Annotated in this window: 19 protein-coding genes; all 19 read left to right on the top strand. The window is 52.5% G+C overall.

Annotation, left to right across the window (positions count from 1 at the left end):
- Nucleotides 1–3 precede the first annotated feature (3 nt).
- The 19 genes from ftsY (at nucleotide 4) to der (ending at nucleotide 17704) form a co-directional block, all read left to right on the top strand.
- Nucleotides 4–1098 carry a signal recognition particle-docking protein FtsY gene (ftsY, locus tag RHOLA_RS04500; protein WP_084321407.1) on the top strand — a complete coding sequence of 365 codons (1095 nt, stop codon included), beginning with the start codon at nucleotides 4–6 and terminating at the stop codon, nucleotides 1096–1098.
- A gap of 11 nt (nucleotides 1099–1109) precedes the next feature.
- Entirely contained in the window at nucleotides 1110–2612 is a 1503-nt protein-coding gene (gene ffh / locus RHOLA_RS04495) for a signal recognition particle protein (protein ID WP_038503992.1), read from the top strand.
- A gap of 173 nt (nucleotides 2613–2785) precedes the next feature.
- Nucleotides 2786–3343, top strand: a complete 558-nt coding sequence (rpsP, locus tag RHOLA_RS04490) for a 30S ribosomal protein S16 (protein ID WP_084321405.1) — start codon at nucleotides 2786–2788, stop codon at nucleotides 3341–3343.
- Nucleotides 3344–3346: 3 nt separating this feature from the next.
- Entirely contained in the window at nucleotides 3347–3583 is a 237-nt protein-coding gene (locus tag RHOLA_RS04485) for an RNA-binding protein (protein ID WP_038502660.1), read from the top strand.
- Nucleotides 3540–4118 (top strand): ribosome maturation factor RimM, encoded by a 579-nt coding sequence (rimM, locus tag RHOLA_RS04480; protein ID WP_051636273.1) that lies wholly within the window; start codon nucleotides 3540–3542, stop codon nucleotides 4116–4118. The genes RHOLA_RS04485 and rimM overlap by 44 nt, the downstream gene beginning before the upstream one ends.
- 2 nt (nucleotides 4119–4120) lie before the next feature.
- The gene (locus tag RHOLA_RS04475; RefSeq protein WP_038502658.1) at nucleotides 4121–4930 is read left to right on the top strand and encodes a TlyA family RNA methyltransferase; all 810 of its coding nucleotides are present in this window, start codon (nucleotides 4121–4123) and stop codon (nucleotides 4928–4930) included.
- Entirely contained in the window at nucleotides 4927–5880 is a 954-nt protein-coding gene (locus RHOLA_RS04470) for an NAD kinase (protein ID WP_038502655.1), read from the top strand. Before RHOLA_RS04475 ends, RHOLA_RS04470 begins: the two co-directional genes overlap by 4 nt.
- A 9-nt stretch (nucleotides 5881–5889) precedes the next feature.
- A complete protein-coding gene (recN, locus tag RHOLA_RS04465; protein WP_038502652.1) occupies nucleotides 5890–7593 on the top strand; it encodes a DNA repair protein RecN in 1704 nt (567 codons plus the stop codon).
- A gap of 74 nt (nucleotides 7594–7667) precedes the next feature.
- The gene (locus RHOLA_RS04460; RefSeq protein ID WP_038502649.1) at nucleotides 7668–9350 is read left to right on the top strand and encodes a CTP synthase; all 1683 of its coding nucleotides are present in this window, start codon (nucleotides 7668–7670) and stop codon (nucleotides 9348–9350) included.
- A 5-nt stretch (nucleotides 9351–9355) separates the two neighbouring features.
- Complete coding sequence (locus RHOLA_RS04455; protein ID WP_038502647.1) at nucleotides 9356–9925, top strand: NUDIX domain-containing protein; 570 nt, start codon at nucleotides 9356–9358, stop codon at nucleotides 9923–9925.
- Nucleotides 9918–10856, top strand: coding sequence for a site-specific tyrosine recombinase XerD (gene xerD, locus RHOLA_RS04450; RefSeq protein ID WP_038502644.1), 939 nt, complete (start codon nucleotides 9918–9920; stop codon nucleotides 10854–10856). The genes RHOLA_RS04455 and xerD overlap by 8 nt, the downstream gene beginning before the upstream one ends.
- 102 nt (nucleotides 10857–10958) lie before the next feature.
- Complete coding sequence (locus tag RHOLA_RS04445; protein WP_038502641.1) at nucleotides 10959–11789, top strand: ParA family protein; 831 nt, start codon at nucleotides 10959–10961, stop codon at nucleotides 11787–11789.
- Nucleotides 11773–12600 carry a segregation and condensation protein A gene (locus RHOLA_RS04440; protein WP_227818766.1) on the top strand — a complete coding sequence of 276 codons (828 nt, stop codon included), beginning with the start codon at nucleotides 11773–11775 and terminating at the stop codon, nucleotides 12598–12600. Before RHOLA_RS04445 ends, RHOLA_RS04440 begins: the two co-directional genes overlap by 17 nt.
- Nucleotides 12590–13273 carry an SMC-Scp complex subunit ScpB gene (gene scpB, locus RHOLA_RS04435; RefSeq protein ID WP_084321401.1) on the top strand — a complete coding sequence of 228 codons (684 nt, stop codon included), beginning with the start codon at nucleotides 12590–12592 and terminating at the stop codon, nucleotides 13271–13273. The genes RHOLA_RS04440 and scpB overlap by 11 nt, the downstream gene beginning before the upstream one ends.
- Nucleotides 13245–14084, top strand: coding sequence for a pseudouridine synthase (locus RHOLA_RS04430; RefSeq protein WP_227818765.1), 840 nt, complete (start codon nucleotides 13245–13247; stop codon nucleotides 14082–14084). Before scpB ends, RHOLA_RS04430 begins: the two co-directional genes overlap by 29 nt.
- A gap of 1 nt (nucleotide 14085) precedes the next feature.
- Nucleotides 14086–14448, top strand: coding sequence for a chorismate mutase (gene aroH, locus RHOLA_RS04425; RefSeq protein WP_038502635.1), 363 nt, complete (start codon nucleotides 14086–14088; stop codon nucleotides 14446–14448).
- Entirely contained in the window at nucleotides 14445–15521 is a 1077-nt protein-coding gene (locus RHOLA_RS04420; protein WP_038502633.1) for a prephenate dehydrogenase, read from the top strand. Before aroH ends, RHOLA_RS04420 begins: the two co-directional genes overlap by 4 nt.
- A complete protein-coding gene (gene cmk / locus RHOLA_RS04415; RefSeq protein WP_038502630.1) occupies nucleotides 15521–16186 on the top strand; it encodes a (d)CMP kinase in 666 nt (221 codons plus the stop codon). Before RHOLA_RS04420 ends, cmk begins: the two co-directional genes overlap by 1 nt.
- Nucleotides 16187–16258: 72 nt before the next feature.
- On the top strand, nucleotides 16259–17704 hold the full coding sequence (gene der / locus RHOLA_RS04410; protein WP_227818816.1) for a ribosome biogenesis GTPase Der: 1446 nt from the start codon (nucleotides 16259–16261) through the stop codon (nucleotides 17702–17704).
- Nucleotides 17705–17707 lie beyond the last annotated feature (3 nt).

Here is a 17707-nt window from a genome sequence, read left to right as displayed (position 1 = left end):
GCGTTGGCTTTCCTTTTCTGGAAGAAGAAGCGCGGTGCCGAAGAATCTTCGACTCAGGAAGTTGAATCGGTTCAAAATAATTCTCCCGTTGCTGAAGACTCAACTTCCGTAATTTTTTCTGAGCCAATTCCAGTTACTCCAAACGAGGAGTCCAGCGCTGCCGCAAAACCAGAAAAGCCAGCCGCTTCGACTGAAGAAACGCCTGCGCAGCTAGAAGCAGTTGAACTTCCTAAACGCAGTGCGAAGAAGGGGATTCGCTCGCTGTTCAGTCGAGTGAAGTTTGACCCTGAGAATCTTGATGAACTGGAAGACACTCTGATTCAGGCTGACTTTGGGGTTGACTCTGCCGCGAAGATTGTTGACGAGGTAAAGGCTCGCGCCAAGAAGCAAGGTGCTAAGACCGATAAAGATTTGAAAGAAATACTTGCCGCAGTTTTAGAACAAAATCTTGAGCACTCAGCCAAGGCGCTGAACCTCAGCGATGGCAAGACCCCATACGTAATTCTTGTTGTTGGAGTTAATGGCGTGGGTAAGACCACCACTATTGGCAAGCTCGCGAATTGGTTGGTTCAGGGCGGCTTCAAGGTAGTAATTGGTGCTGCCGATACTTTCCGCGCGGCAGCTGTTGATCAGGTTGCCACCTGGGCCCAGCGTGCTGGGGCATCGCTTATTCGCCCAAAGCAGGAGGGTCAGGACCCGGCATCGGTGGCATTTGAAACTGTTGATGAGGCAATCAAGCAGGATGCCGACATCGTGATTATCGACACAGCAGGTCGCCTGCAAAACAAGGCGGACCTAATGAATGAGCTAGACAAGATTCGACGAGTCATCGAAAAGCAAGCCACCATCAGCGAGGTGCTCCTGGTGCTTGATGCAACCACCGGTCAAAACGGATTAACTCAAGCCAAGGCCTTTGCAGAGGTAGCCAATGTCACCGGCGTGGTGCTTACCAAACTAGATGGCACCGCCAAGGGTGGAATTGTTTACTCAATTCAACGAGAGCTTCAAATTCCTGTGAAACTGGTAGGTGTTGGTGAAGGCATCGATGACTTCGCTTTTTTTGACGCCAAAGAATTTGCCAACGGTCTAGTGAATTAGAAAGGGGAGTGATGTTCGGGAATCTTTCGGATCGTCTTATTGAGACGTTCAAAAATCTTCGCAGCAAGGGCAAGCTAAGCCCAGCTGACATCGATGCAACCCTTCGCGAAATTCGCCGGGCTCTGCTTGAGGCAGACGTGGCGCTTGATGTCGTGAAAAACTTCACCTCTTCGGTTCGCGAACGCGCACTCGGCGATGAAGTTTCCAAAGCTCTTAACCCTGCGCAACAGGTAGTACAAATCGTTAATGAAGAGCTCGTCAAGATTCTTGGTGGGCAGCAGCGCAAACTTTCTTTTGCCAAGACCGCACCAACCGTAATCATGCTTGCCGGCCTGCAGGGATCGGGTAAAACAACTCTTGCCGGAAAACTTGCCAAGTGGTTGAAAGACCAGGGTCAAACACCAATCTTGGTTGCCGCTGACTTGCAGCGACCAAATGCGGTGAATCAGCTGCAGGTCGTTGGAGAAAGAATTGATGTTCCGGTTTTTGCTCCTGAGCCAGGTAATGGCGTTGGTAACCCGGTCAACGTAGCCAAGGACTCAATCAAACACGCAAAGCAAAAGATGTTCAGCGTGGTCATCGTTGACACCGCTGGTCGTTTGGGAATCGACGAAGAGTTGATGACTCAGGCAAAAGATATTCGCAAGGCAGTAGACCCAGACGAAGTTCTTTTTGTGATTGACTCGATGATCGGTCAAGACGCAGTCAACGTTGCAAAAGCATTTGATGATGGCGTTGGCATCACAGGTGTAGTACTTACCAAGCTCGATGGCGATGCTCGCGGTGGTGCGGCGCTATCGGTGGCATCAGTTACTGGCAAGCCAATCTTGTTTGCATCAAATGGCGAGGCCATGGATGCCTTTGAACCGTTCTACCCGGATCGCATGGCCAGCCGAATCCTTGACATGGGTGACGTGCTAACTCTTATTGAGCAAACTCAAAAGAATTTTGATGAAACAGAAGCTCGTGCAATGGCCGAGAAGCTGGCCAAGGAAACCTTCACACTTGAAGACTTTCTAGACCAGATGCAGCAGCTCAAGAAAATGGGCTCGCTCAAGAGCATGTTGGCGATGATGCCGGGTGCCGGTCAGATGCGTCAGCAACTCGAAAACTTTGACGAGAAAGAAATCGATCGCACCGAGGCGATCATTCGTTCGATGACCCCGGCCGAGCGTCGTCAGCCAAAAATTTTGAATGGTTCACGTCGTTCGCGCATTGCCAAGGGTTCCGGCATGACTGTCACCGATGTGAACTCGCTGGTCAACCGTTTTGAGCAGGCGGCCAAGATGATGAAGACCGTGGCCAAGGGTGGCGTGCCACAGATGCCTGGAATTCCAGGCATGCCGGGTATGGGCGGTGGCTTCGGGGGCGGAAAATCCAAGGCCAAGGACAAGAAAAAAGGCTCAAAGTCGGGTAATCCGGCAAAACGTGCCGCCGAAGAAGCAGCCCGCGCGCTGGGGCAGAATCCTGGCGAGAGTGCATCGGGGTCTGGTTCGGCCTTTGGTTTGGGCTAGGCCAGCAATAACTAACTAGCGCCACGCCCGATTTTCTGGCAGAATAGAGCGGTTGTCGCCGTTTGACCCTCTAACCAAACGATTACGACAACCCACAGAGCTTTTTCTTCCGAGTGTGCCCCCACGCTCACGGTAGATCGTTCGCCTCAATACGAATAATCAGGAGCAATACGTTGGCTGTAAAAATCCGCCTAGCACGTCACGGAAAAATCCGTACCCCGCACTACCGCATCGTTGTGGCTGACTCACGTACACACCGTGATGGTCGCGTGATCGAAGAAATCGGTCGCTACGTACCGACCAACAACCCATCAATCATTGAAGTTAATTCTGAGCGTGCTCAGTACTGGCTTGGCGTTGGCGCACAGCCAACCGAGCAAGTTGCAGTTCTTCTAAAGCTGACTGGTGACTACCAGGCATCAAAGGGTGACAAGACCGCGAAGAACACCGTAAAGCTTGCAGAGCCTAAGGCTGAGTTCGTAATCGACACCAAGAAGAAGACCGTACTTGTTCCTAAGGAGCAAGTTGCTGCAAAGAAGGCTGCACCAGCTGAGGCTGAGGCATCAACTCCTGCAGAAGACGTAATCTCAGAGGCTGCAGACGCAGCTGACGAAGCAGTTGCATCAGTTGAAGATGCAGTTGCAGAAGTTGCAGATGAGACTCCAGAAGCTCCAGCCGCTGAAGAAGCCGCTGTAGTTGAAGAAGCTCCTGCTGCATCAGAAGAGGCTTAATAAGTGTTAGCCGCTGCGCTCGAGCACCTAGTCAAAGGCATCGTCGACAATCCGGAAGACGCTACCGTGACTGCACGCACAACCTCGCGAGGAGACTTGCTTGAGGTGCACGTGCACCCAGATGATCTGGGTCGTGTGATCGGGCGCAACGGCCGCACAGCCAAAGCACTGCGTACTGTCGTGAATGCTCTTGCCGATGGCAAGAAGGTACGCGTCGACGTGGTGGACACCGATTTCTAGTAAGACCACGCTCCGTGTTGGCCGATTGGTCAAGGCTCACGGCCTAAAGGGAGCGTTCAAACTAGAGCTGTACACCGATAGTCCTGATACGCGTTTCAAGACCGGAGCGGTGCTCAATCTTCAGGTTCCAGAATCTTCGCCATGGTTTGGAAAAACCGTATCGGTGAAAGAACTTCGCTATTACAACGCTGCACCGGTTCTGTTTCTTAATGAAGTAGAAGACCGCAACGCTGCAGACACCCTGGTCAAGGCAATTCTTTTGGTTGATGCCGACCTTGAAAGTTTGCCTGAGGAACCAGACGCCTGGTACGACCACCAACTTGTCGGTCTAAAGATTATTCGCGATGGAATCGAAATCGGTAAGGTCGTGCGCGTTGAACACCTGCCTGCTCAAGATTGTCTAGCAATTGAAACCGCAACCGGCGAAGTATTGATGCCATTCATCAAGGCTTTTGCCCCTACGGTTGACGTGGCCAAGGGCGAGATCACAGTGACCCCACCTGGCGGTCTCTTCGAAGAACTACCAGAGGACTAACCATGCGTATCGATCTAGCACTGGTAGAGCGCGGCCTGGCAAGATCAAGGAATCACGCATCTTCGCTGGTGGAATCAAATCGAGTTTTAGTCAACGGCAAAGCCGCAAAAAAATCCTCACAAAATGTTGATGACGATGCCAAAATTTCTGTTCTGGATGCAGTTGACTATGTTTCGCGCGCTGGACACAAACTAGCCAAGGCACTAGATGTTTTTACTGAGATTGATTTGGTTGGCAAAACCGCCCTTGACGTCGGCGCTTCTACCGGTGGCTTCACCGATGTGCTTTTGCGCAGGGGAGTCGAAAAGGTTTTTGCAATTGACGTAGGTCACGAGCAGATGGTGGAGCAGCTTTTTGAGCATCCAAAAGTCATTTGCGTCGAGGGTTTCAACGCCCGCGAATTAAGCCCAGAGACTCTTTCTCAGCGCACCGGAATTCCGCAGTCGCACATCAACATCGATGTCGTGGTTGGCGACCTTTCCTTTATCTCGCTTACCTTGGTTTTGGCGCAGATGCTATCTGTGGCCCCTCGCGCAGAATTTGTGCTCTTGGTCAAGCCGCAGTTTGAGGTGGGCAAGCAGTCGCTGAGCGCACACGGACTGGTCAACGACCACAACCTTCGCGCCGGTGCCATTAAGCAGGTTGCCGACGAGGCGGCCAAGCTTGGCATGGGAATCCGCGGACTAGAGCGCAGTGAACTGCCTGGTACTCACGGGAATGTTGAGTATGTTTTGTGGATTAGTCCCAATGAGCCTGTAAATCAGTCAAAATGGACAGACAGGATTGAATCGGTAGCGAAGGAGACCAAATGAGCCCAGCTCCAGATGGCCAATCTCGCTTCGTTCTTGTGGTTGCGCACACTGGTCGCAACGATGCCGTCTCGGCAGCTCAGGTTGCTATTGAGCAACTGCACTCGGCTGGAATTACTCCGGTATTGACTGCATCGGATCTTGAAGACCTTAGAGCGCACGTTTCAAACCAGTTACTTACGGCTTCGGCACTTGAGAATGTCAAGGTTTTAGAATCCGATTGCAAAATGACCGATCTTGAATTGGTAGTCGTGCTTGGTGGCGACGGAACAATTCTTAAGGCCGCCGAGATTGTCAGGGAACACTCAATTCCTTTGATGGGTATCAACCTTGGACACGTTGGCTTCCTAGCCGAATCAGAGCGCGAAGAATTCGCCGAAGCAGTCCACCGAGTTGTTGAGCGCGACTACGTCATCAAGGAACGCTTGACCATAGATGTTGCGGTCATTGTTGACGGCAAAGAAGTTTTCCGAACCTGGGCGCTTAACGAAGCTACCGTTGAGAAGAGCGCCAGTGAGCGAATGCTTGAGGTAGTAATTGAGGTAGAGGGTCACCCGCTATCAAGTTTCGGTTGCGACGGTATCGTCATGTCAACCCCAACCGGCTCAACTGCTTATGCGTTCTCGGCTGGTGGCCCGGTAGTTTGGCCTTCGGTAGATGCGCTCTTGGTTGTGCCAATTAGTGCGCACGCACTTTTTGCTCGCCCTTTGGTTGTTAAGCCAAACGCAATGATTGCGGTTGAGGTTCTGCAGCGCAGTTCTGGCGATGGCGTGCTTTGGTGTGATGGCCGACGCAGTTGGCAGTTGCCAACTGGTGCCCGCGTTGAAGTAACCAAATCAGCAACCCCGGTAAAGCTTGCTCGCCTGCGCACCAGCACCTTCACTGATCGCCTGGTTAAGAAATTCTCGTTGCCGGTTGCTGGCTGGCGTGGCCCAGACGAGTCCTCGAAATAGGCGTTACTCGTGATTGAAGAAATCTACATCCGTGATTTGGGTGTCATTCAAGAAGCGCGACTTTCCTTTGGCCCAGGCCTAACCGTCATTACCGGTGAAACCGGTGCCGGAAAAACCATGGTGCTTTCCGCATTGGGTTTGTTGCTCGGCGAGCGTTCTGACAGCACCTCGATTCGTCGCGGTCAAGAACAGGCTTTCGTTGAAGGTCGCTGGTTTCTCAAAAGCAACACCGATGCCGCAACCCAGGTAGCCGAACGTCTTGCTGAAGCTGGTGCAGAGATTTCTGACGGCGAGCTGATCATGAATCGCTCGGTGTCCAGCGAGGGCCGTGGCCGGGCATCGGTGTCTGGTAAGGCCGCGCCAATAAACCTACTTAGCGAGCTAGGTGAGAAGTTGGTTGTGGTTCACGGTCAGTCTGATCAGATTCGACTAAAAAGCGCCATTGCCCAACGCGAGGCACTGGATCAATTTGCCGGAGTGGCACAACTTCTTGCTGACTATCAATCTCACTTCCAAGCCTGGAAGTTGTCTAGTCAGAAACTAAACGAGATTCAGTCGGCGCTTGATGAGCGCGCCAGAGAAGCGGCCCAGCTTCGTGCCGCCGTTGACGAACTTGAGGCTGCGGATCCAAAGCCGGGTGAAGATCAAGAACTCACCGATAAAGCCAACCGTCTAACTCACGTTGAAGAGCTTCGAATTGCCGCTAGCGCCGCTCATGAGGCAATCTCTAGCGAAACCTTTGACGGAGCAACCGATGCAATTGGTCTGATTGGAATTGCACGTCGTGCTCTTGAGCAAGTATCCGCGCACGACCAGGAACTAAAAAAAATTGCCGAGTCGCTAAAGCAACTCGGTTACCAACTAAACGATCTCTCAGCAGAGATTTCAGGCTACCTAGATGGACTAGACGGCGATTCCGCTCGCGAACTAGAGACCATTCAAGAGCGCCGTGCCGTACTTAACGCTTTGCTGAGAAAGTATGGTCCAACTCTTGAAGACGTAATCAAGATGCGCGAGACCGCCAGTGATCGCCTTTTGGAACTTGATTCCTCATCAGATTTGATTGAAAAGCTGCAGCAGCAAGTTGAGCAAGAGCACCAGGCCATGACCTTGGCCGCCGAAAAGCTTTCTGCTGCTCGCAGCAAGGCAGCGAAGCAACTTGCTGAGCAAGGAACCGCTGAACTCGCCGCATTGGCTATGGTCGGTTCAACGCTTGTAGTTGACGTCGTTGAGGCGGCAGAGTTCGGGACATTTGGTAAAGATCAGGTTTCGATCCAACTTTCTTCGTATCCGGGTGCCGAACCAAGGCCGCTAGGTAAAGGCGCCAGCGGTGGTGAGCTTTCGCGAATCATGCTTGCGATTGAAGTTGTCTTGGCGCAATCTGAGCAAGCGCCAACTTTCATCTTCGACGAAGTAGACGCCGGTGTCGGCGGTGCCGCAGCAATTGAAGTGGGGCGTAGGCTCGCCATGCTGGCCAAGCAAGCACAGGTAATTGTGGTGACTCACCTGGCCCAGGTGGCTGCCTATGCAAATCAGCACCTCCGAGTTCTGAAAAATAGCACCGATGAATTCACCGCAACCGATGTCGTTGCCCTGAATAACGAAGACCGAGTAAACGAACTGGCTCGCATGCTCTCGGGCATGCCTGAATCTGACTCCGGTCGCACTCACGCGGCTGAATTGCTCGCTAAAGCTCACGCCGAATTCGCCTAAATCCCACTCATTTAAAGGTCGTCAGCATGTCGCTGGGTCATCGGGGTTGGGGTTCGCTGGTAGGGTTAAATTCCATGGCAGAAGCAATGGATTCCGGTATCACACGTCACATTTTCGTCACCGGAGGTGTTGCATCATCACTTGGTAAGGGCCTAACCGCCTCCAGTCTTGGCAACCTACTTCGCGCCCGCGGCCTCAAAGTCGTAATGCAAAAACTGGATCCCTATCTAAATGTGGATCCTGGCACAATGAACCCTTTTCAGCACGGTGAGGTTTTTGTCACCGATGACGGTGCCGAAACAGATCTTGATATCGGCCACTACGAGCGTTTTCTTGACATCAACCTTGGTCAGTCAGCCAACGTAACCACCGGGCAGATTTACTCAACAGTGATTGCTCGTGAGCGCCGCGGTGAGTATTTGGGTGACACCGTTCAGGTGATTCCACATATCACCAACGAGATCAAGCGCCGCATGCGGTTACAGTCGCACGATGTGCCGGCACCAGATGTGATCATCACCGAGATTGGTGGAACCGTTGGTGACATTGAATCGCAGCCTTTCATTGAGGCCGCTCGACAAATTCGTCACGAAGTTGGTCGCGACAACGTCTTCTACATTCACGTTTCACTGGTTCCTTACCTAGCAGCATCTGGTGAGCTCAAGACCAAGCCAACTCAGCACTCGGTGGCCACCCTTCGATCAATTGGTATTCAGCCTGACGCGGTGGTCTGCCGCACCGATCGCGCGCTGCCAGATTCAATAAAGAACAAAATCGCATTGATGTGTGACATCGATAAGAAAGCGGTTATCACAGCCGCCGACGCATCTAGCATCTATGACGTCCCTACCGTACTTAACGAGGAGGGGCTAGACACTTACGTGATCGAGCGCCTAGGGCTCAAGGAAAAAGCCGGTGAAGTTGACTGGAGCCGTTGGCAGGGTGTGCTTGATGCGGTTCACAATCCCAAGCACGAAGTTCGAATTGGCCTGGTGGGCAAGTACATTGACCTTCCTGATGCCTACCTATCGGTTACCGAGGCAATTCGTGCCGGTGGTTTCGCCAACATGGCAAAGGTCAACATCAAGTGGATCGCCTCCGACGATTGTGAAACAGAAGAAGGCGCGCGCGAGGCACTTGCCGACGTCGACGCAATCTGCATTCCCGGTGGATTTGGCGTTCGTGGCATTGAGGGTAAGCTTGGCGCCTTGAAATTTGCTCGCGAAAACAAGATTCCTGCCTTGGGCCTATGCCTTGGTCTGCAGTGCATGGTTATTGAATACGCCAGAAACGTAGTTGGCCTGGAAGGCGCATCCTCAACCGAGTTTGATGAAGACGCAAAGTACCCGGTAATTGCGACCATGGCCGAGCAGGTGGACATCATTGCTGGTGGCGACATGGGTGGAACCATGCGACTTGGTTTATACACCGCAAAGTTAAAGCCAGGCTCGATTGTGGCTGAGGTTTATGGCTCAGAGTCCGTTGATGAACGTCACCGTCATCGCTACGAAGTAAACAACACCTACCGAGACCAAATCTCGGCCAAGGGTTTGGTGTTCTCTGGAACTTCACCAGACGATCACCTAGTTGAGTTTGTTGAACTTCCTCGCGAGGTTCACCCATACTACGTAGCCACTCAGGCTCACCCTGAATTCCGTTCTCGTCCAACTAACGCCCACCCGCTATTCAAGGGTCTGGTAGTTGCCGCGATTGAGCGCCAAGCTTCGAACAAATTGTTCGAGGTATCCGGTTCTTAGAAGCTATGCCAAAAGACCAAAACGCCTCGCTTAGTGTTTCTAGGCGAGACGTTGTCTTTAACGGAAAAATTTGGGACGTGGTCAGCGAAACTTTCGACTACCAAGGCCAGAAATTGGTTCGCGAATTCGTGGCCCACCCGGGAGCGGTTGCGGTAATCGCACTTAACGAGCAACAAGAAATTTTGCTAATCAAGCAGTATCGCCACCCGGTCCGTGAGTACCTCTGGGAAGTCCCGGCAGGCTTATTGGATATGCCGGGTGAATCTCGCCTAGAGGCAGCCAAGCGTGAGCTGTTGGAAGAAACCGGATACATCGCGAACGACTGGCAAGAGCTGATTGAATTTCACACAACTCCAGGTGGCAACGATGAAACCATCTCAATTTTTCTTGCTAAAGATCTCAGGTTGCAGGGCCACGATTTTGAACTAGAGGGTGAAGAGGTGGACCTTGAGGTTCGCTGGGTACCACTAGCCGATGCGCTCTCAAGTGTCATGCAATCACAAATGCGCAGCCCAAGCGCAGGATACGGAATCATGGCACTTGCTCATCAGCTTGGTGTGAGCATCAATGACTGAAAATCAAATACCAAAACTGGTAGACGCATACCTGAGACACCTAACCATCGAACGTGGAATGGCCAAGAACACGATTGCCGCTTATCGCGCCGACCTAGCCAGATACGTTGCCTTTTTAGAGACCAAAGGCATCAACTCTCCAGGTCAGATCACAGAACTTGTCATCACCGATTTTGCCGAGTCGCTGAAAGTTACATCGGGGTTGATTTCTAGTTCCGTGGCTCGTGTCTTAGCCGGTGTGCGAGGACTGCATAAATTTTGGCTTCTCGAAAACATCACTCCCGGAGATGTCGCCGCGGCGGTCAAGCCACCCAAGAGTCCACGAAATCTGCCGAAGGCCATAACCGTTGAGCAGATTGAGAAGCTACTTGCTGCAGCGGGACCCGACCCAGCCGATGAAAGCGCGATGGCAGCCGATCCCATTAGAGTCCGCGATAGAGCGATGCTAGAGCTTCTCTACGCCACCGGTGCTCGCATTAGTGAGCTAATCAACCTAGATTTAGATGACCTGGTAGACCCAACCCTGGTTCGGCTGTTTGGTAAGGGCTCCAAGGAGCGGATTGTGCCGGTTGGTGGCTACGCTCAGCGCGCCCTAGCGGCATATTTGGTCAGGACTAGGCCAACCCTGGTGGGTAAGGGCAAGGGCACTCCAGCACTGTTCTTGAATCAGCGCGGTGGCAGACTAAGTCGCCAGAGCGCCTGGCAGATAATCAGCGAGGCTGCCAGAGTTGCAGAAATCCCCGGGGAGATCTCACCACACACCTTTAGGCACTCATTTGCCACCCATCTGCTGGAGGGCGGGGCCGACGTCCGCGTAGTTCAGGAGTTGCTTGGGCACTCATCGGTGGCCACCACCCAGATCTACACCCTGGTCACGGTGGATAAACTGCGGGAAATCTACGGAACAGCACACCCGCGCGCACGCCGCTAGACAACCACCAAAAGCCGGCCCGATAGGCCTGCTGCCGGATTTTTGGGCTCGCCCCGGCAGGTAGGCTAGAAGCCGATTCAAACGTAATTTCGGGAGGAAATCATGGCTAAGGCAACCGCGGATACCCGCTTCGCCACCCCAAAGCCGTTGAAGTCCCATGGCCCGGCGCGCATCATCGCAATGTGCAATCAAAAGGGTGGCGTTGGTAAGACCACCACGTCAATCAACATGTCAGCAGCGCTCGCCGAATACGGGCGCAAGGTTCTGCTGATTGATTTTGATCCCCAGGGTGCGCTATCGGCAGGCTTAGGCATCAACGCCCACGATGCCACCACAATTTACGACCTGATGCTCGATCGCACGATTGATCCACACAGCGCGATTCAACACACCGATAATCCAAACCTTGATGTGATTCCGGCAAACATCGAACTCTCAGCTGCTGAGATGAAATTGGTCAATGAAATTGCTCGCGAACAGATTCTGGCAAAAATCCTCAAGCAAGTTGCAGATGATTACGACGCCATCATTATTGACTGCCAGCCATCCCTTGGCCTGCTAACCGTGAACGCACTCACCGCGGCCCACGGTGTGATTATTCCGCTGGCCACCGAATTTTTTGCACTTCGTGGTGTAGCAATCCTTGAAGACATCATCGGAAAAGTCAAAGAGGGATTGAACCCTGCGCTGCAATTGGATGGCATTTTGGCAACCATGGTCGACAACCGCACTTTGCACTCTCGTGAAGTGCTTGATCGCCTAAAGGAAGCGTTCGGTGAAAAACTTTTCAAGTCTGTTGTGCACCGAACCGTAAAGTTCCCTGACGCCACCGTTGCCCAGGAGCCAATTACAGCCTTTGCTCCAAACTCCGATGCGGCAGAGGTTTACCGATCGGTTGCTAAGGAGTTGGTTGCCCGTGGCTGTGTTGCTTAACTCTGACCTAACTCACGAATCAGATAAGGGCTCTGGCTTTGCCGTAAAGCTAGGCAACTTTGACGGACCGTTTGACCTTCTGCTTTCGCTCATCTCAAAGCACGAGATGGACATCACAGAAATTGCACTCAGCAAGGTCACCGATGAATTCATTTCTTACCTTAAGACTCTTGATGAAGAAGAAGAGATGGATCAGGCCAGTGAATTCTTGGTGATTGCAGCCACACTGCTTGATCTAAAGATCGCCGGTCTACTGCCAAAGGGTGAAGTTGTAGATGCCGAAGATGTTGCTTTGCTTGAGGCCCGAGACCTGCTGTTCGCTCGATTGCTGCAGTACCGCGCATTCAAAGAGATCTCCAGCTACTTCAGCACTGCAATGGCTCTCGAGGCCATGCGCATTCCTCGAGACGTTCCATTGGAAGAGCGCTTCCGCAAGCAGCAGCCAGAACTTGTTTGGAAAATGACTCTTGAAGAGTTTGGCATTCTGGCGCAAGACACCCTAACTCCGCGCGAGATTCAATCGGTTGGTCTGACTCACCTGCATGCCCCTCGCGTTAGCATTCGTGAGCAGGCTCGTGAAGTTGTGATGATGTTGAAGCGCTCCGTACGGATGACTTTCCGTGAACTTATTGGCTCAATCAAGGATCGCGCCATCGTCGTTGCCCGATTCCTATCGGTGCTTGAGCTTTACCGACTTTCTGCAATCTCATTCGAGCAAGAGGAGCCACTTGGCGACATCAAACTCGCTTGGAGTGCCGAAAACTTTGATGATGAAAAACTAGCCAACCTTGGAGCTGACTATGACTCTTGATGAAGTAACACCAGCAGCAGAAGCGGCCGAGGTGCAAGATGAGCTCGAAGCGCAAGAAGTTGTGGTCGAAGAAGTTGCGCAGTTAACTCCCAGCGAAATTGTTGACCAGCTGGAGCCTGTCACGGCGGACAACCTTCGCTCAGCAGTCGAGGCAATCTTGATGATTACCGACGCGCCGATTTCAGTCGTTGCAATTGCCACCGCTCTTGAACGTCCGGTCACTGAGATTCGCGATGCCATTAACTCATTGAAAGCTGACTACGACGGGGCAGAAGGGCAGACCCCGCGCGGTTTTGAACTACGCGAAGTAGGAGGCGGTTGGCGTATCTATGTGCGTGCCGACTTTGACTGGGCGGTGAAGATGTTTGTGGCAAACGAGAACCCAACAAAGTTGAGTCAAGCCGCACTTGAGACGCTTGCGGTCATCGCTTACAAACAACCAATTTCTCGCGGTCAGATTGCCTCAATTCGTGCAGTGAACGTTGACTCTGTGGTTCGCACATTGCACAGCCGCGGACTAATTACAGAGCTGTACACCGATTCAGAATCTGGTGCAATCCACTACGGAACCGCACCGCTGTTGCTGGAGGTTTTGGGCATTAACTCCCTCGATGAGTTGCCGTTAATTAGCCCGTACCTTCCTGATGCGAACAGCAACTTCGATGCCGTCTAGCATGGGCGGAAGTGCAGAAACTGAGGGTGTAAGACTTCAGAAGGTAATGGCAGCCGCTGGCGTTGCTTCACGTCGCGTATGTGAAGACATGATTACTCAAGGTCGCGTAAAAGTTAACGGCAAGGTTGTCACCGAGCTAGGCACTCGAATCAATCCAGATGTCGACAAGGTAACCGTGGGCGGAACTCCGGTGCAGTTAGATAACTCTCGGGTATACCTTGCTCTCAACAAGCCTCGCGGAGTAGTCAGTTCAATGGCTGATGAAAATGGCAGACCAGATCTATCGCAATTTGTCGAAGGATACGACCGAGTATTCAATGTGGGTCGGTTGGACTCAGAGACTACCGGGCTGATAATCATGACTAACGATGGCGACTTGGCTCATAAGTTGGCTCATCCAAAATTTGGTGTCACCAAAACTTACGTAGCTCGAGTTGAGGGAGTGGTAACTCCTGCGATTATTCACAAACTACTCAGTGGCTTTGAACTTGAAGATGGAATGATCAAAGCCGATAAAGCACACGTGGTTGATGTTCAGCCAGGGGAAAGCCTCGTTGAGGTCGTGCTTCACTCTGGTCGCAACCGCATTGTTAGACGCATGTTTGAGTTCGTTGGTCACCCGGTTGTGGGGCTCGTGCGCCGGCAGTTTGGACCAATTCAACTCGGTCCTCTTAAAGAGGGCCGAATTCGTGAGCTAAGTAAAATAGAGGTTGGCGCGCTTTTGAAAGCTGCCGAGGGCGAGGTAAAGCGTGCGCCAAGGCCGGCAAACAAGAGAGCTGCTGCTCAGCCGGCTCGTGGAAAGAGGAAGTAACATGGCAATCCGCGCAATTCGTGGTGCTATTCAGCTCGATGTTGATGAGCGTGAGCACCTCTTAAAGTCCACTGCCGAATTGCTAACCAAGACTCTGCACGCCAACAACATCGATTCCGGACAACTAGTTTCCATTTTCTTCACCGCCACGCCAGATGTCACCAGCGAGTTTCCTGCGGTTGCCGCACGCGAACTTTCTCTTGGAGATGTTCCACTCATGTGTTTTGTGGAAATGGATGTTATCGGCGCATTGCCGCGAACTATTCGCATCATGATCATGGCCGAGACAGACAAGAGCCGGGCCGAAATACAGCACGTTTATCTTCGTGGCGCAACTGCACTTCGTCAGGACATCGCACAGTGACAAATTTCACTGGCGAAGTCCGCATCGTTGGTGCCGGTCTGCTCGGAACAAGCATTGGTTTAGCTCTGACCAAGCAGGGTATTGATGTTGCGATTGCGTCTAAATCACCCAAAAGCGTTGATATTGCGATTAGTTACGGTGCTGGACGTGCCGTTCGCGAAGATGATTCGCCAAAACTTATCGTGGTGTGTGTTCCGCCGCAACTCACTGCGCAAATTGTCGCCGAAGAATTAATTGCCTTTCCGGATGCGATAGTCACTGACGTCGCCAGCGTCAAGGCGGGAATCCTGGAGGAGCTCGAAAGATTAGCTGCTCCAACCGATCGATACGTTGGCTCTCACCCAATGGCCGGCCGTGAGCGAGGCGGAGCAATCGCTGGTCGGGCGGATCTATTTGTTGGCCGCCCGTGGGTGATCACACCAAACTCAAAATCATCACCAGCCGGAATCAAAGTTGTCGCTGAGCTTGCTCAAGCGCTAGAAGCATCGGTTATCACAGTGTCACCAAAGGATCACGACAGGGCAGTAGCTTTGGTGTCGCACGTTCCTCAGTTGGTGTCTAGTTTGCTGGCAGCAAGGTTGGTCGATGCAAACCAGGCAGATGTTAATCTTGCCGGCCAGGGGTTGCGCGATACAACCCGTATTGCAGCCAGTGATCCAGAGCTGTGGGTTCAGATTTTGGAAGCCAATTCGGCAGAGGTGAAACGCGTCCTAGAATCTCTAGAATTAGATCTTGGCAACGTTATTGACGCTTTAGCAAATGTTGATTCTGAAGCCGGAATCGCCCAACTTCGCAAGGCGCTAAGAGATGGTAATGCTGGAGTCGAAAAGATACCGGGCAAGCACGGAACTAAGCACTCCACCTACGCACAAATTATCGTCATGATTGATGACCAGCCAGGAGAATTGGCACGCCTTCTCACTGAGGTCGGTGAAATTGGAATCAACCTTGAAGAACTAAAACTTGAGCACTCACCAAGCGCACAAATTGGTTTGGTCGAACTTTACGTTGTCCCTTCTGCTGAGTCAGCGCTAATTGCCGATCTGCAAGAGCGTGGTTGGCGAATCGCCTAATGGCCACCAAAATCATCGCGATTGATGGCCCGGCTGGATCTGGAAAATCAAGCGTTAGTAAGCAGGTCGCCCGCGAACTAGGTTTTGGCTACCTAGACACCGGGGCTGCCTATCGTGCACTTGCCTGGGCCTGCTTGTCTCATGATGGATTCTCAGTGGATCAGCTTTCCAGTTTGAACTTGGCTCAGGTCTTTGACTACCAAATCTCCACTGACCCCGATAATTTCTGGGTAAAGGTTGGCAACAACGATGTAACTGCCGCAATTCGCGAGCCACAGGTGGCCGAGTTCGTAAGCCAGGTGGCCCGCATTCCTGAGGTTAGATCATTCATGAAGGCCCTGACTCACCGCCTGGTTGCCGAGTCCGGTAAGCCAGCGGTTGTGGTTGAAGGTCGAGACATCACTACTGTGGTTGCCCCGGATGCCCCAATTCGCCTCTTACTTACTGCCAGCGAAGAGGTTAGACTGAAGAGACGCTCAGCGGAACTTTCTGAAAGCTCCGCGGCAAGCGTTATGCGTCAGGTTTCGGAACGTGACGCCAGCGACTCAAAGGTCGTTGACTTTATGACACCAGCTCCTGGTGTCCAACTCGTGGATACATCTGATCTCAATTTCAATCAGTCGGTTTCGGCCGTGATTGCGCTTATTGAGCAGGGTTTGTCCTAAGGATTAAGAATGAATGAAGAAGAATTCCTAGCGGAACCGGCAGCACCGGAGTTTATCGAGCGCCTGAAAAGCATGAGCAGCGATGAAGAAGAGTCGCGCGCACGTGTTCTGCGTTCCGGTCTTGAGGACTACGACCTAGATGAGGAAGACTTTGACGTTCTTGAAGGCAGTGAAGAACTTGCCGATGGTCACTACTTTTTGCCTGCCCTTCCGGTTCTGGCAATTGTTGGGCGCCCAAACGTTGGTAAGTCTGCGCTGGTTAACCGAATCCTTGGTCGTCGCGAAGCGGTGGTCGAAGACAAGCCTGGGGTAACCCGTGACCGTGTCTCCTACAAGGCTGAATGGAACGAGCGTAAGTTCACTTTGGTTGACACCGGTGGCTGGGAACCAGACGCCCGCGGCATTGATAAGTCCGTCGCGATTCAGGCTGAGATTGCTGTTGAACTAGCGGATGCTGTTTTGTTTGTAGTGGATGCCATGGTTGGTGCAACTAGCACCGATGAGCGAGTTGTAAAAATGCTTCGTGCCTCAGGCAAGCCGGTAATTTTGGTTGCCAACAAAATTGATGATGCTCGCCAGGAACCTGAAGCCGCCAATCTTTGGTCTTTAGGACTGGGAGAGCCATTCCCGGTTTCAGCCGTGCACGGTCGCGGCGTTGCCGACATGCTTGATGCGGCCATGAAGGTCTTGCCTAAAATTTCCAACGTTGCTAAAGAGGAAATTGGTGGACCACGTCGCGTGGCACTCATCGGTCGCCCGAATGTAGGAAAATCTTCACTGCTAAACAAGGCAGTTGGTTCGGAGCGTGCCGTGGTAAACGATCTAGCCGGGACCACTCGCGACCCAATCGACGAACAAGTTGAACTTGGTGGCAAGGCCTGGCGTTTTGTAGACACCGCAGGTATTCGCCGACGTGTTCACCTTGCCCAGGGCGCAGACTTTTATGCTTCGCTTCGCACGGCCGCAGCGCTTGAGCGCGCCGAGGTTGCGGTAGTGCTTTTTGATGTCACTCAACCAATCAGCGAAGCTGACATTCGCATTGTCGACATGGCACTTGAATCCGGACGCGCCCTGGTTCTTGCATTCAATAAATGGGATGAGCTAGATGAAGAGCGCCGCAAGTACCTAGAGCGTGAAATCGAGCAAGACCTGGCTCACGTTGATTGGGCACCGCGAGTAAATATTTCGGCAAAGACCGGTCGTCACTTAGAGAAGCTTGTGCCGGCACTTGAGGTGGCGCTGGATTCATGGGATCAGCGAATCGCAACCGGAAAGCTGAACGCATTTGTGCAAGAGCTTGCCATGGAAACTCCGCACCCGGTCCGCGGAGGAAAGCAGCCGCGAATTCTGTTTGCCACCCAGGCCAGCAGCCGCCCGCCAAAGTTTGTTTTGTTTACAACCGGGTTTCTAGATCCTGGCTACCGTCGCTTCATCACCCGCCGCCTGCGTGAGACCTACGGATTCGAAGGCTCGCCAATTGAGGTCGGCATGAGAGTAAGAGAAAAACGTAAGCGCTAAGAC

It is taken from the genome of Rhodoluna lacicola, assembly GCF_000699505.1.
Lineage (GTDB): Bacteria > Actinomycetota > Actinomycetes > Actinomycetales > Microbacteriaceae > Rhodoluna > Rhodoluna lacicola.
Note: the sequence above shows the minus strand (reverse complement) of the source record. Positions and strands in the feature narration are given on the sequence as shown.

Coding starts and splice junctions, on each gene's coding strand:
- der (WP_227818816.1), top strand. CDS start 16,259: ATGAGCAGCGATGAAGAAGAGTCGCGCGCACGTGTTCTGCGTTCCGGT.
- aroH (WP_038502635.1), top strand. CDS start 14,086: ATGGCAATCCGCGCAATTCGTGGTGCTATTCAGCTCGATGTTGATGAG.
- RHOLA_RS04430 (WP_227818765.1), top strand. CDS start 13,245: ATGCGAACAGCAACTTCGATGCCGTCTAGCATGGGCGGAAGTGCAGAA.
- RHOLA_RS04460 (WP_038502649.1), top strand. CDS start 7,668: ATGGCAGAAGCAATGGATTCCGGTATCACACGTCACATTTTCGTCACC.
- RHOLA_RS04475 (WP_038502658.1), top strand. CDS start 4,121: ATGCGTATCGATCTAGCACTGGTAGAGCGCGGCCTGGCAAGATCAAGG.
- rimM (WP_051636273.1), top strand. CDS start 3,540: ATGGCAAGAAGGTACGCGTCGACGTGGTGGACACCGATTTCTAGTAAG.
- xerD (WP_038502644.1), top strand. CDS start 9,918: ATGACTGAAAATCAAATACCAAAACTGGTAGACGCATACCTGAGACAC.
- ffh (WP_038503992.1), top strand. CDS start 1,110: ATGTTCGGGAATCTTTCGGATCGTCTTATTGAGACGTTCAAAAATCTT.
- cmk (WP_038502630.1), top strand. CDS start 15,521: ATGGCCACCAAAATCATCGCGATTGATGGCCCGGCTGGATCTGGAAAA.
- scpB (WP_084321401.1), top strand. CDS start 12,590: ATGACTCTTGATGAAGTAACACCAGCAGCAGAAGCGGCCGAGGTGCAA.
- RHOLA_RS04455 (WP_038502647.1), top strand. CDS start 9,356: ATGCCAAAAGACCAAAACGCCTCGCTTAGTGTTTCTAGGCGAGACGTT.
- RHOLA_RS04470 (WP_038502655.1), top strand. CDS start 4,927: ATGAGCCCAGCTCCAGATGGCCAATCTCGCTTCGTTCTTGTGGTTGCG.
- RHOLA_RS04445 (WP_038502641.1), top strand. CDS start 10,959: ATGGCTAAGGCAACCGCGGATACCCGCTTCGCCACCCCAAAGCCGTTG.